The sequence below is a fragment of the Streptococcus sp. FSL R7-0212 genome (genome assembly GCF_038007985.1).
GTDB classification, from domain to species: domain Bacteria; phylum Bacillota; class Bacilli; order Lactobacillales; family Streptococcaceae; genus Streptococcus; species Streptococcus parauberis.
This window is the reverse complement of the sequence record NZ_JBBOYF010000001.1, coordinates 230,030-242,688: the sequence shown is the minus strand read 5'-3', so window position 1 is coordinate 242,688 and position 12,659 is coordinate 230,030. Positions and strand designations below refer to the sequence as shown.

The 12,659-nt window shown below is 36.9% G+C and carries 12 protein-coding genes and 3 pseudogenes; 7 read left to right on the top strand and 8 right to left on the bottom strand.

Annotated elements, in window-relative coordinates:
* Nucleotides 1-11: 11 nt before the first annotated feature.
* Complete coding sequence (locus tag MKY69_RS01385; RefSeq protein ID WP_004235285.1) at nt 12-1,175, bottom strand: galactokinase; 1,164 nt, start codon at nt 1,173-1,175, stop codon at nt 12-14.
* A gap of 142 nt (nt 1,176-1,317) precedes the next feature.
* Here MKY69_RS01385 and MKY69_RS01380 point away from each other — a divergent pair, with 142 nt between their 5' ends.
* The 3 genes and pseudogenes from MKY69_RS01380 (at nt 1,318) to MKY69_RS01370 (ending at nt 2,902) form a co-directional block, all read left to right on the top strand.
* Nucleotides 1,318-2,316 (top strand): LacI family DNA-binding transcriptional regulator, encoded by a 999-nt coding sequence (locus MKY69_RS01380; protein WP_340790838.1) that lies wholly within the window; start codon nt 1,318-1,320, stop codon nt 2,314-2,316.
* Nucleotides 2,317-2,413: 97 nt separating this feature from the next.
* Nucleotides 2,414-2,494 (top strand): annotated as a pseudogene (locus tag MKY69_RS01375) (maltose acetyltransferase domain-containing protein); the annotation flags it as partial.
* On the top strand, nt 2,489-2,902 hold the full coding sequence (locus MKY69_RS01370) for a sugar O-acetyltransferase (protein ID WP_340790837.1): 414 nt from the start codon (nt 2,489-2,491) through the stop codon (nt 2,900-2,902). The pseudogene MKY69_RS01375 and the gene MKY69_RS01370, both read left to right, overlap by 6 nt.
* Here MKY69_RS01370 and MKY69_RS01365 read toward each other — a convergent pair.
* The 4 genes and pseudogenes from MKY69_RS01365 to MKY69_RS01350 all read right to left on the bottom strand — a co-directional run.
* The gene (locus MKY69_RS01365; RefSeq protein ID WP_004235289.1) at nt 2,899-4,515 is read right to left on the bottom strand and encodes a glycoside hydrolase family 13 protein; all 1,617 of its coding nucleotides are present in this window, start codon (nt 4,513-4,515) and stop codon (nt 2,899-2,901) included. The two genes, MKY69_RS01370 and MKY69_RS01365, sit on opposite strands and share 4 nt — an antisense overlap.
* Nucleotides 4,516-4,604: 89 nt before the next feature.
* Nucleotides 4,605-5,738, bottom strand: a complete 1,134-nt coding sequence (locus tag MKY69_RS01360) for an ABC transporter ATP-binding protein (RefSeq protein WP_003103388.1) — start codon at nt 5,736-5,738, stop codon at nt 4,605-4,607.
* 128 nt (nt 5,739-5,866) lie between these two features.
* Nucleotides 5,867-6,715, bottom strand: a complete 849-nt coding sequence (locus MKY69_RS01355) for a helix-turn-helix domain-containing protein (protein WP_004235290.1) — start codon at nt 6,713-6,715, stop codon at nt 5,867-5,869.
* A 114-nt stretch (nt 6,716-6,829) separates the two neighbouring features.
* Nucleotides 6,830-7,141, bottom strand: a pseudogene (locus MKY69_RS01350) (sucrose phosphorylase); the annotation flags it as partial.
* A gap of 38 nt (nt 7,142-7,179) precedes the next feature.
* Here MKY69_RS01350 and MKY69_RS01345 point away from each other — a divergent pair.
* A pseudogene (locus MKY69_RS01345) lies at nt 7,180-7,621 on the top strand (AraC family transcriptional regulator).
* Nucleotides 7,622-7,776: 155 nt separating this feature from the next.
* Here the strand turns inward: MKY69_RS01345 and dtd are convergent.
* From dtd to MKY69_RS01330, 3 genes are all read right to left on the bottom strand, one after another.
* Nucleotides 7,777-8,220 carry a D-aminoacyl-tRNA deacylase gene (dtd, locus tag MKY69_RS01340; RefSeq protein ID WP_062806746.1) on the bottom strand — a complete coding sequence of 148 codons (444 nt, stop codon included), beginning with the start codon at nt 8,218-8,220 and terminating at the stop codon, nt 7,777-7,779.
* Between the two features lie 25 nt (nt 8,221-8,245).
* Nucleotides 8,246-10,465 (bottom strand): RelA/SpoT family protein, encoded by a 2,220-nt coding sequence (locus MKY69_RS01335; protein ID WP_004235297.1) that lies wholly within the window; start codon nt 10,463-10,465, stop codon nt 8,246-8,248.
* 118 nt (nt 10,466-10,583) lie between these two features.
* Complete coding sequence (locus tag MKY69_RS01330; protein ID WP_004235298.1) at nt 10,584-10,889, bottom strand: hypothetical protein; 306 nt, start codon at nt 10,887-10,889, stop codon at nt 10,584-10,586.
* Here MKY69_RS01330 and MKY69_RS10545 point away from each other — a divergent pair.
* From MKY69_RS10545 to MKY69_RS01320, 3 genes are all read left to right on the top strand, one after another.
* Complete coding sequence (locus MKY69_RS10545) at nt 10,858-10,929, top strand: LPXTG cell wall anchor domain-containing protein (protein ID WP_367682862.1); 72 nt, start codon at nt 10,858-10,860, stop codon at nt 10,927-10,929. The genes MKY69_RS01330 and MKY69_RS10545 overlap by 32 nt on opposite strands.
* Before the next feature lie 135 nt (nt 10,930-11,064).
* Nucleotides 11,065-11,520, top strand: a complete 456-nt coding sequence (nrdI, locus tag MKY69_RS01325) for a class Ib ribonucleoside-diphosphate reductase assembly flavoprotein NrdI (protein WP_003102705.1) — start codon at nt 11,065-11,067, stop codon at nt 11,518-11,520.
* A 92-nt stretch (nt 11,521-11,612) separates the two neighbouring features.
* A complete protein-coding gene (locus MKY69_RS01320) occupies nt 11,613-12,650 on the top strand; it encodes a M42 family metallopeptidase (protein ID WP_340790836.1) in 1,038 nt (345 codons plus the stop codon).
* Nucleotides 12,651-12,659 lie beyond the last annotated feature (9 nt).

Below are 12,659 nucleotides of genomic sequence, written 5' to 3'. Positions count from 1 at the left end.
TATCACTTTCTTTAAAGTACGTGTGAGCCTTGGGCAATTTCTGCAATATAAAAAGCTGGAGCATAACCAATGACCTCAGTATAGTGTTTGCCGACTACTTCTTTAAAGGCTTCAACTTTATCTTTGGCAACTATTGCAATTGCACAGCCACCAAAACCTGCACCAGTCATGCGAGCTCCAAGGACACCTTCTTGCTCCCAAGCTGTGTGAACTAATGTATCCAATTCAATACCTGTAACTTCATAATCATGTTCCAAAGAAACATGAGAAGCATTCACTATACGTCCAAAGTCTTCTAGGCGCCCTTCTTCCAAAGCTTTACGAGCATTTAAGGTACGTTGATTTTCTAATACAGCATGACGTGCCCGTTTGATACGGTTGCCATCTTTAATGAGGTAAGCAAATTGATCAAAGGTATTCGCATCTAATTCACCTAATGTTTTTATGTTTAATTTATCATTCAATTCTTCTACAGCTTTTTCACATTCTGCACGACGTTCATTGTATTTAGAATCAGCTAACTCACGTCGTTTATTAGTGTTCATGATGACAATAACATGGTTGCCCAAGTCTAATGGAACTAAATCATATTCTAGGGTATTTGTGTCCAAATAGATTGCACGCTTATCAGCGCCCATCCCGATTGCAAATTGATCCATAATTCCTGAATTCACACCAATGAATTGATTCTCTGTTAGTTTACCAATTTTTACTAGGTCTAACCGTTCTAATTTAAGATCAAATAATTTTTCACAGACAATTCCAACCAACAGTTCTAAAGAAGCTGATGATGACAAGCCTGAGCCATTAGGAATATTACCAAAGACATATAAATCAAAACCAGAATCAATAACATGTCCAGCCTCTTGCAAGAATTTAATTACGCCTTTAGCATAGTTAGTCCAGTTATCTTCTTTTTCAAAGACAAGATTGTCTAAGTCAACTTCAATCATTCCAACTTCTTCAAAGTTACCTGAGTAAAAACGCAATTTTTTATCTTCTCTTTTTCGAGCTGCACCATAAGTCCCTAAAGTAATCGCCGCTGGGAAAACATGACCACCATTATAATCAGTGTGTTCACCAATTAGATTAATACGTCCAGGTGAAAAAAACAAATCATTGCTTTCTTCTCCAAAAACCTTTTTAAAAGCTTCTTGTAGTTCTAAATTAGTCATTTCTTTGCTCCTTTTATTCTATTACCTTTATTCTAAGAAATCATTGAGAGATAGTCAAATGTTTTACTAAAATTTTACTAAATATATAGCACATTGGTTTTATCTATGTTATAATAACCATAAACTTCTAGAAAGGAGCCTTATGGCAACATTAAAAGATATTGCAAAACTCGCAAATATATCACAAGCTACTGTATCACGTGTTTTGAATAATGACCAATCCTTATCAGTTGGGGAGGCTACTCGCCACCGGATTTTAACAGCTGCTGATCAACTTGGTTATTCTAAACATCAAAAGATAACCAATGCTCCTAAAATTAAACAACGGATTGCTATTTATCAATGGTATAGTCAACAAGAGGAATTAAATGATTTATATTATTACTCTATTCGAATCGGTATTGAAAAAAGAGCTCAAGAGCTGGGTTATGATGTGGTTCGCTTCTTCAATAATGACACATTAGTAATAGACGAATTTGTAGTTGGGATTATTGCAATTGGTAAATTTTCAAAAAAACAGATTAAAAGTTTAGAACGAAAAAGTAATGTCTTAGTTTTTGTCGATTCTGATACGCTACCACATGGACACCACTGTGTAACAACTGATTTTGACCATTCTGTTCAAGAGGTGATTGATCATTTCTTACAATATGAGTTAACTAAAATTGGGATGATTGCCGGTGAAGAACGGACTAGCGATCAAAGTGAATTACTGATTGACCAACGCTTTAGAACTTTTAAAAATTATGCTTACGAAAATGGAATTTATAATTCTGATTTTATCTTTGTTGGACCATTTTCTGCTCAATCAGGCTACAATTTGATGAAAGATGCCATTCAAACTTTGGGAGACAAGTTGCCACAAGCTTTCTTTGTAGCCAATGACACCTTAGCTGTTGGAGCCATGAAGGCTCTTCAGGAAGCACAAATTTCAGTTCCTAGTCGTGTCAGCCTTATTTGTTTTAATGACACGGCGATTACTAAACAAGTTTTCCCAGCCTTAAGTTCAATCACAGTCTATACCGAAGAAATGGGTATTACAGCCGTCGATATTTTAAATAAGCAATTGATCAAGCCTGGAAATAGCGTGACTATGACTCGCCTAGGCACAAAACTAACGCTACGAGAATCTAGTATTTAAGATAAATGCGGAGGAAAAAATGACACAATTTGACCAAATGCACAGTGGTGAATTATACTTACCGACTGAACCTGATATTTAAAATGAGCAACTCAATTGTCAAGATTTACTCTATGATTTCAATCATACACGCCCAAGTCAAAGGAAAAAAAGAGAAGAACTTCTAAAAATAATGTTTAATGAATTGGGAGAAAATGTTTATATTAAACCTCCACTTAACGCAAACCGGGGCGGTCACTTTTATAAAATCGGCAATAATGTCTACATTAATTACAATTTAACAATGGTTGATGATACAAGAATCACTATTGGTTCTCATACCATGATTGGACCAAATGTAACCTTGATTGCCGGAACACATCCACTAGAAACTCAACTTCGTAAAGAGGGATATCAATATAACCTGCCTGTCTCTATAGGCGAAAATTCTTGGCTAGGAGCAAATGTGACCGTTTTGCAGGGTGTAACCATTGGCAACAATGTAGTTGTGGGCGCAAATAGTTTGGTAACAAAAGATATACCTGATAATACACTGGTCATGGGGTCACCAGCCAAAATAGTAACAAATTTAGATTTTTCTACTTAGTTCTCATGATACTTTAAACAAAATGCATCCCATGCTTGTAAGTGTGAGCATGCTTTTACTTGGTCACAATCTGTATTGGAGATAATGACTTGGTGATTTCCTTCAGGTAATTTGAATGCTTGTTCTTGGTCAGACAGATTGACTACGACGAGATACTTATCTTGACCTAATTGGCGTTGGTAAGCGAAGACATTGTCGACGGATTCTAACAGTTGGAAGTCTGCTTCGACCAACCAGTCTTCTGTTTTGCGTAAGCTAATGAGATTTTGATAGGTGTAGAAGAGTGAATCTTTATCAGCCAAGGCTGCTTCTACATTAATCTCTTGGTAATTTGGATTTACTGGTAACCAAGTTTTTCCTGCTTCTGAAAAACCAGCCTTGGCTGAAGTATCCCATTGCATAGGGGTCCTTGCATTGTCACGGCCAATCCGTCGGATACTTTCCATGATATCCTCCATCGCTTTGCCATTTTCCAAAGCCTCATGGGCATAGTTGACGGATTCAATATCATCAACTTGGCTCAAATCTTGGAATGGATAATTGGTCATGCCAATTTCTTCTCCTTGATAGATATAAGGTGTTCCTCGCATTAAATGGAGAAGGATAGCGAAGGCTTTTCCTGACTTAACACGGTTTTGTCCCGTATCTCCCCAAATAGAAAGGATACGTGGCAAGTCATGGTTGTTCCAAAAAAGTGAATTCCAGCCCTCACCAAGTTTTAGTTCTGTTTGCCACTTGGTAAAAATTTTCTTCAAAGCAAAAACATCGAGGCTCTCAGTAAATTCCCATTTTGGTTGATTGTCTTGATGTTGTAAGCCAATGTGTTCAAATTGGAATACCATGGAAAGCTCATTATTTTCAGGGCGTGAATACTGTTTAGCTATTTCTGGTGTTGCCCCCCAAGTTTCACCAACTGTCAGTAAATCATGATTACCAAAGCTAGATTGATTCATTTCTTTTAAATAGCTGTGCAGTTTGGGTCCATTGCCTGTGATTTCTTGATCAGGTAGTTTACCAATCAGGTCAATCACGTCCATGCGGAAACCACCAATTCCTTTATCAATCCAATAGTTCATCATGTCATAAATTTTTTGACGAAGCTCTTGGTTTTCCCAGTTCAGATCTGGCTGTTTTTTGCTGAATAAATGTAAATAGTATTGACCTGATGCTTGATCTAATTCCCAAGCTGACCCTGAGAAAGTCGATGTCAATGCATTTGGCTGATCACGCCAAATATAATAATCACGCTCTGGACTATCTGGATTTTCCTTAGCTTCAACGAACCAAGCGTGCTCATCAGAGGTATGGTTAACCACCAAATCCATGATAATTCTGATATCACGCTTGTTTGCTTCTGCAATTAAATTATCCATGTCAGCCATGTTCCCAAAGATAGCTGCAATGGCTTGATAATCCGCAATATCATAACCATTATCATCCATCGGCGACTGATAAACAGGTGATAGCCAGAGGGCAGTGATGCCTAGTTTTTGCAAATAGTCTAGTTTACTTGTGATACCTCTTAAATCACCAATCCCATCAGCATTACTATCTTTAAATGATTTCGGATAAACTTGATAGATTGTCGCCTTATGCCACCATTTTTGTATCATAATCCATATACTTTCTAATAATTTATTGAAACAAAAACCCCAAAATTATATTTTCGAGGTCTCTGTTTTATTCTAGGAGGAATAGCAAATTAACGAATTGCTTGTTCTGTTTCCAAGTCAAAGAAATGACCTTTTGATACATTAAATGTTAAGTCAACAACTTCCCCTGGGTTGTGGAAATCACGCGCATCTACGCGAGAAGCAAATTCAGTAGTACCTTGTTTCACATAAAGCATTGTTTCTGAACCAAGTAATTCTGACACTAAAACTTCAGCTTTAACACTTGCACTTGGGAAAGTATCCTGAACAAGTTTATTAGCAGAAATATCTTCTGGACGAATACCAAAGATGATTTTTTTACCTTTGTAACCAGCTGCATTAAGAACTTTTTCTTGTCCTTCAGGAATAGCAATATCTAAACCTTGGTCACTAGTTAAACGACCATTATCAACTGTTACTTCAAAGAAGTTCATGGACGGGCTTCCAATAAAGCCGGCAACAAATTTATTGGCTGGTAAGTTATACAATTCTTGAGGTGAACCAACTTGTTCAATTTTACCAATTGTTCCATTACCTTCTGGATTTTTAGTAGCACTCATGATAACAATACGGTCGGCCAATGTCATCGCTTCTGTTTGGTCATGGGTTACATAAATTGTAGTTGATCCGATACGGCGGTGAATTTTTGCAATTTCAGCACGCATTGAGACACGTAACTTGGCATCCAAGTTTGATAGCGGCTCATCCATCAAGAACACTTTTGGATCACGGACAATGGCACGTCCCATAGCAACACGTTGACGTTGTCCACCTGACAAGTCAGCTGGTTTACGATCTAAGAATTCAGTCAAACCAAGGATAGTTGCTGCTTCTTTAACACGTTTATCAATGTCATCTTTTTTATATTTACGTAGTTTAAGACCAAATGCCATGTTATCATATACAGTCATATGTGGATAAAGGGCATAGTTTTGGAAAACCATGGCAATATCACGGTCTTTAGGTGATTTGTCATTGACTACTTCGCCATCAATTGATAGTTCACCTTCTGAGATATCTTCAAGACCAGCAATCATACGAAGTGTTGTTGATTTACCACATCCTGAAGGACCAACGAAAACGATAAATTCTTTATCGCCGATTTCTAAATTGAAATCCTCAACTGCATAGTGAGTTGTGTTTGGGTATTTTTTATAAATGTGATTTAAATTTAATTGTACCATGGGTAGCTCCTGATTTTCTATTAAACTGTATACTAAAACAGTTCCTTAATTAGCTATAGTATATCAAAGATAACGTTTTCATAACATAGACAAAGCGCCCAAATTTCTTTGGGCACCTTGCACAGTCTTTATTTTTTTTCTATAAATAAATAGGCGAAAGCCAGATCATCAAGATTCTTGAGGTTTAAACCAGATTGTACTTTAAGCTTGTCTAGCTTGTACTGTAAAGAGTTTCTATGAATGTATAGTTTTTGTGCAGATTGCACCAAGTTTCCTTGAGATTGCCACATTGCCACAACCATATCTGACATGTCTTTATTTTGTATTAAACAATGGTTAAAATGAGCTTCAACAGTTTTTAAAGGAATAACTGCAATTAGGGACCATAACATGAGTTCTGGAAAACTAACAACTTGATGGCTTCTTTTGTCAGCTAAGTAAGATGAAAACAGGTTATTTTCTTCTTTAAAATAAGCTGATATTGGCGCCAAACTATCCTTGGGCCATTCATTCCCAATAAATACTCTGAATGCTTGACCAAAATCATTTTCCAAGGTCGGTAGAATATCTATCAACGTAGCAAAATTATCAGTTTTTGTTTGATTATCGATCAAAAAAGCCGTTCTTGTTTGACTGATAGCAATGTGATCTATGACAGTCCCTATAATTGAAGATAAAACATCACTGAATTCTTGAGACAGTTGCTCCTGATGGTTAAAATAAATAAACTGATAAGCGCTTAGCTCCTCTGGAACATCTCCCTTACCATCAACAAGATAAGCATGCCAGGCCGATCTGTGCTTTTCAGCAGGGCTATTTTTATGGGCTAGCACTTCCAAAAGAATAAGTTCGCGCTTGGTCAAGGAACTTATTGGGAAATGAAGGTATTCTTCCCCATCTTGTATGCTTATCCAATCTGAATCAAAAATTGGAAAATAACTTCTTTTGACTTCCGGGAAATAGGCTTTCAATTCCATATAGCATCCTTTCTTAAACTTCATATAAAAATTATAACATATAAAAAGAGTTAGCTAAATCTCAAAGTTAGGAAAACATCTTATTTAGATAACTCTAGTAAATTAGGAGTATTCTTAATCAAATAATACGGTTTGTCCATTTTCTATTACTTGATAGGTGTCATCGTTTAAGTTAAGCTGTAATTCAGCCGTTACACTCTGATCTTTATCGCTTCTTACAATGACAATTGAATTATCATCTGGTGTTTGTACAGAGATACTTCCTTCAAGATCAAAAGCATATGAATTATTCCTGTAACTAAATAGTTTCAAGAGTGATTTCACTAATGGACGTTCCACTTCTTTTGCAATTTCTTGGCTAGTGTAGTAATGTCTGTTGATATTTCGACCTTCTTTGGTGCGCTCTAGCAATTCCAAATCATTCTTATGAAACCAATTTCATGAATTGAACAGGAGATTGATTTATGAATATCTTGAACACTTACAATGAATTTAATATTAGTAACTTTGATTTAAATGTCGATCACTATGGGGCAGAAATTTGCGATGGTGATTACTCTTTTGGTCCTAGTATTAGAAATGACTACGTTTTACATTTTATTGTAAATGGTCAAGGAAAGTTTATTAAAGTATGATTTACCAATAAAGATACAAGAAATCGCTGATAAATTATCTCTCAATCGCAGTTATCTATATAAGATATTTAAGGATTACACAGGATATTCCATAAAAGATTATATTTTACAAGTAAAATTAGAAAAAAGTAAAGAACTTCTTCAAGACTCACGGCTTAGCATATCGGAAGTTGCTAATTCAATAGGGTATAGCGACCCACTCCAGTTTAGTAAGATTTTTAAAAAATTCTACAATAAAAGTCCGAGAGCATACCGAAAAGATTATAATTAACAATATCCTAGCTTTATTTTAGATAAGTCGGATTTATTTTTTCTAGAAACAATATTAATAGATTTTTTTCAGATATCGACTCACACAAACACATCCCATATTTAGGCAAAAAGACTTCTCTTTTAAAATGAGAAGTCTTTTATTAATTTTGATAATTATTTGTTTTTTGTATCAAGAGTAATAGTAACCGGACCATCGTTAATCAGACTGACTTGCATGTCGGTTCCGAAAACACCAGTCTCGACTGGGCAAAAGCCGGCTAATTGACGATTAAAATCATCATACATTTGACTGGCCATTTGAGGGTTGGCTGCCCCTGTGAAAGCTGGCCGATTACCTTTTTTGGTATTAGCAAAGAGGGTAAATTGCGAGATGGATAAAATAGCTCCATGAATATCCTGAATCGACAAATTCATCTTGTCATCCTGATCCGAGAAAATCCGCATATTAACAATTTTTCGAACGGCATAATCCAAGTCTTCTTGGTTATCATCAGGACCAACCCCCACTAAAAGCAAGAGACCAAACTGAATACTCCCTTTTACAACCCGATCTATGGAAACTGACGCTTGGGATACACGCTGAATAATAATTTTCATTACCACACCTTTTTCTTAAACTCACTTAACCATTACGACGTTTGACGTTATAAATATCTGGAACAGCTTTTATTTTTTCAACAACTGTCGTCAATTCAACAAGGTTAGGAATCCCAAAGCTGACATGGATATTAGCAAACTTCATATCTTTGGTTGGTTGGGCATTGACCATTGAAATACTCTTGGTTGAGTTTGACAAAATTTGTAGAACATCATTTAGTAAGCCTGTTCTATTCAATCCATAGATATCAATTTCTGCTTGGTAATCCTTGCTTGAGTTATCTAAATCCCACTCGACTTCAATTAGGCGTTGTTCATAGCCGTCTTGACCCTTGATGTTGTTACAATCGGCCCGGTGAATGGCAATTCCTCGGCCCTTAGTAATGTAGCCTTCAATAGGATCACCTGGAACTGGATTACAGCATTTTGCAATTCGCATTAATAACCCTGAAGCTCCTTGAATGATAACACCGTTTTCACTCCGAACTTTAAGCACTTCTTTATTTTCGTGCTTAACTTCGCCACCTTTGACCAATTCTTCGGCTTCAGCTTTAAGTTTAGCACGTTCTTCTTCACGTCGTTCTTTTTCAGTTAATTTATTGAAAACTGATAAGGGACTAATATCTCCAAAGCCAACTGCAGCATACAAGGATTCCTCACTTTTAACACTAAGGCGAGGTAGGATTTCCTCGATTCGTTTGCGTTCCAAGTATTTATTGGCCACGTAGCCTTGCTCTTGGAAGTAAGAGACTAGCAATTCACGACCTTTATTGATTGATAGTTCTTTATCTTGATTTTTGAAAAACTGACGAATCTTATTGCGAGCTTTATTAGTTTTGACCAATTTAATCCAGTCACGACTTGGACCAAATGAATTTGGATTTGTGACAATCTCAACCACATCACCTGTTTTTAATCTTGAGGTTAATGGAACCATCTTGCCATTGACCTTTGCCCCAGTCGCTTTCTCACCCACTTGGGTATGAATGGCATAGGCAAAATCAATTGGACCAGACTCTTTTGGTAACTCTTGAACGGCACCATTTGGGGTGAAGACATAAATACGTTCTGAGAAAATCTCTTCTTTGACTGAGTCAACGAAGTCTTTGGCATCACCATTTGAGGCATCTTGCAGTTCAACCAGTTCATTGATCCAATTCATCCCAACTTTTTGATCTGATTGACTGACTTTACCTTTGAGACCTTTTTTGTATGCCCAGTGTGCGGCAACCCCGTACTCGGCAACTTGATGCATTTCTTTAGTCCTGATCTGAATCTCAATTGGTCCTTTAGGACCATAGACAGTTGTGTGGATTGACTGATAGCCATTGGCTTTTGGCGCAGCAATATAATCCTTAAAACGACCAGGCATTGGACGCCACAATTCATGGATATAACCAACCATGGCATAAACGTCACTTTGGGTTTCCATGATACAACGAATGGCAATCAAATCAAAGATTTGGTCAAAGCGTTTTTTCTTGTCACGCATTTTCCGGTAGATGGAATAGATATGTTTTGGTCTTCCGTAAACTTCCCCATATAGTCCTTGTTCGTTGGTGTAGCTAATTATCTTCTCAACGATATTATCAACCAAGGCTTCACGCTCACGACGTTTTTCAGACATGAGGTGGGTGATTTTATAAAATTCAATTTCATTTAAATACCGGAAAGAGAGATCTTCTAATTCCCATTTAATTCGGCTAATTCCCAAGCGATGTGCTAATGGCGCATATATCTCCATTGTTTCACGCGAGATACGCTCTTGTTTATCTTTACGCAAATGTTTTAGTGTTCGCATATTGTGCAAGCGGTCTGATAATTTGACCAAGATAACTCTAATATCACGGGACATAGCCATTAACATTTTACGGTGATTTTCGGCTAATTGTTCTTCATGTGACTTGTACTCTACTTTACCTAATTTGGTTACGCCATCCACAATATCGCGAACATCTTTACCAAACTCATCTTCAATATCTTCTAAAGTAATCTCTGTATCTTCTACAACATCATGAAGAAAGCCGCAAGCGACCGTAACTGCATCTAATTGCAAGTCAGCCAAGATCCCTGCCACCTGAATCGGGTGGATAATGTATGGCTCTCCAGACTTGCGAGCTTGGTAAAAATGAGCATCAGTCGCGTAGCCTAAAGCTTTTTTAACAAGTGCAAGATCCTTGTCATTCATATATTTTTGAGCCAAAGCTACAACTTCTTCCCCTGATAAATTCACTTCTTTTGCCATTATTATCCTCTAAATCTAGTCTTTTTCCTATTTTAACACTTTCATTCCAAAAGAAAAAGGAAGAATTCTTATCTTAAAGTCATTTAAAGGCAAACTTTTTATACATTATTTTCTATTACTATAATTTATATCTATCAAAAACTGAGATATTATTAAAAAACCTTAATAAAAGTCCGTGTTTAATGTTGCTGAAAGCCTTTACTATCGATGTAATAGAACTCCAAGTTCTTATTTGGGAAAATTTAGGAGATTTATTAAGAAGAATGAAAAAAAATGAAAAATCACTTTGTTTCCAAGAGTGCTTTTTTTGATCATGGTCATCACAACTGGTACGGCAGTTAGCAGCTAAAACAGAAAGCTTACCAACAACTGGTAGCCAGGAATCACAAACCATTTCTCTATTTGGTTTTGCATTCCTAAGCATTGGCGCACTCTTCACAAGAAAAAATCGTCGTCAAAACTAAACAAAAATGCTGAGAGCGAAGACAAGCAATGTCTACGCTTTTTTGATACTCAATTCTCACCATTTTTCATCTTGTCTACAACTATATATTGTGTTAAACTGATAAATAGATTACAACATATAGTTAAGGAGTCATATGTCTGAGTTAACCATTGTATTTATTAGTTTGAGTGGAAACACCTTAAGTTTCGTCAAACGCCTCTCTACTTATTTAGCTGAAAACTATCAAATCACCGCAAATCCTATTAACATCAAAGATCAGAATCATCAAACTTTTCCTGTTGAACAACCTTTCGTTGCTATCTTACCAACTTACTTAGAAGGTGGGAACGGACTTGATTCTGGTGATGTCGAAATTCTTACCACTCCTCTTGGGGATTTTATCGCTGCGCATGACAACTATAAGCAGTGTTTCGGGGTTATTGGTTCAGGTAATCTCAACTTCAATAACCAATATTGCTTGACCGCAAAGCAATATTCAAAACGCTTCGGATTCCCAATGATTGGGGATTTTGAGATGCGTGGAACCATTTCTGATATTGAACGACTTGCGAAAGTCATCTTAGAAACCAGAGAATCATTTAAGGCATAAAAAGAAGGTCAGAATTTTCGGGCCTTTTTCTCTTTCTCCTGCTCAGTCATGATATAATAGGAGAGTTGAAAGAAAAATTGATAGGAGCTTTTATGAAAACGACAGTTGATTACATTACGACACTAACTCAAATTCCTTCGCCAACAGGATTCACTAGACGTATTATGGATTATGTTGCTGCAGAGATTTCTTCCTTTGGCTATGAAGTCATTCGCACTAACAAAGGTGGCTTAATGGTCTCTGTAAAAGGAGATAACGATCAAAAACACCGTGTGGTTACTGCCCACCTTGATACTCTAGGAGCAATGGTTCGTGCCATTAAACCTGATGGTCGTTTAAAAATGGATTTAGTTGGTGGTTTTGTTTATAATGCCATCGAAGGCGAAAACTGTACCGTTCACCTTGCTCACAATGACAAAGAAATTTCAGGAACAATTTTAATCCATCAAACTTCAGTTCATGTTTATAAAGATGCTGGAACTGCTGAACGTAATCAATCTAACATGCAAGTTCGTTTAGATGAAAAGGTTCGAACTGCCGACGAAACACGCGCACTTGGCATCGAAGTCGGAGACTTTATTTCCTTTGACCCACGTGTCATTGTAACAGATAACGGCTTTATTAAATCACGTCACTTAGATGACAAAGTATCTGCAGCCATCCTGATTGAACTACTCAAAAAATATAAACAAGAAGATATTACACTTCCTTACACAACACACTTTTACTTCTCAGCCTTTGAAGAAGTCGGACACGGTGCTAATTCAAGCCTTCCATCAGAAGCAGTCGAATACTTAGCAGTTGATATGGGAGCTATGGGAGACGATCAAACAACAGATGAGTATACTGTATCCATCTGTGTTAAAGACGCTTCAGGACCTTACCATTATGAATTGCGTCAACAAATGGTTGCCCTATGCCAAGAAAATAATATCCCTTACAAACTTGATATCTATCCATATTATGGTTCTGATGCCTCAGCAGCTATGCGTTCTGGTGCTGAAGTTCGCCATGCCCTCCTTGGGGCAGGTATCGAATCAAGCCACTCCTACGAACGTACCCACATTGATTCCGTAGAAGCAACAGAAAAACTGGTGGATGCATATTTATTGAGTGATATGATTGACTAGTTTGGAGGA

Bases quoted from the DNA above. Each gene is read 5' to 3' on its own strand.
- MKY69_RS01365 (WP_004235289.1), bottom strand. From the start codon at position 4,515: ATGATACAAAAATGGTGGCATAAGGCGACAATCTATCAAGTTTATCCG.
- MKY69_RS01330 (WP_004235298.1), bottom strand. From the start codon at position 10,889: ATGCTTAGGAATGCAAAACCAAATAGAGAAATGGTTTGTGATTCCTGG.
- MKY69_RS01360 (WP_003103388.1), bottom strand. From the start codon at position 5,738: ATGGTACAATTAAATTTAAATCACATTTATAAAAAATACCCAAACACA.
- dtd (WP_062806746.1), bottom strand. From the start codon at position 8,220: ATGAAAATTATTATTCAGCGTGTATCCCAAGCGTCAGTTTCCATAGAT.
- MKY69_RS01370 (WP_340790837.1), top strand. From the start codon at position 2,489: ATGTTTAATGAATTGGGAGAAAATGTTTATATTAAACCTCCACTTAAC.
- MKY69_RS01385 (WP_004235285.1), bottom strand. From the start codon at position 1,175: ATGACTAATTTAGAACTACAAGAAGCTTTTAAAAAGGTTTTTGGAGAA.
- MKY69_RS01320 (WP_340790836.1), top strand. From the start codon at position 11,613: ATGAAAACGACAGTTGATTACATTACGACACTAACTCAAATTCCTTCG.
- MKY69_RS01335 (WP_004235297.1), bottom strand. From the start codon at position 10,465: ATGGCAAAAGAAGTGAATTTATCAGGGGAAGAAGTTGTAGCTTTGGCT.
- nrdI (WP_003102705.1), top strand. From the start codon at position 11,065: ATGTCTGAGTTAACCATTGTATTTATTAGTTTGAGTGGAAACACCTTA.
- MKY69_RS01380 (WP_340790838.1), top strand. From the start codon at position 1,318: ATGGCAACATTAAAAGATATTGCAAAACTCGCAAATATATCACAAGCT.
- MKY69_RS01355 (WP_004235290.1), bottom strand. From the start codon at position 6,715: ATGGAATTGAAAGCCTATTTCCCGGAAGTCAAAAGAAGTTATTTTCCA.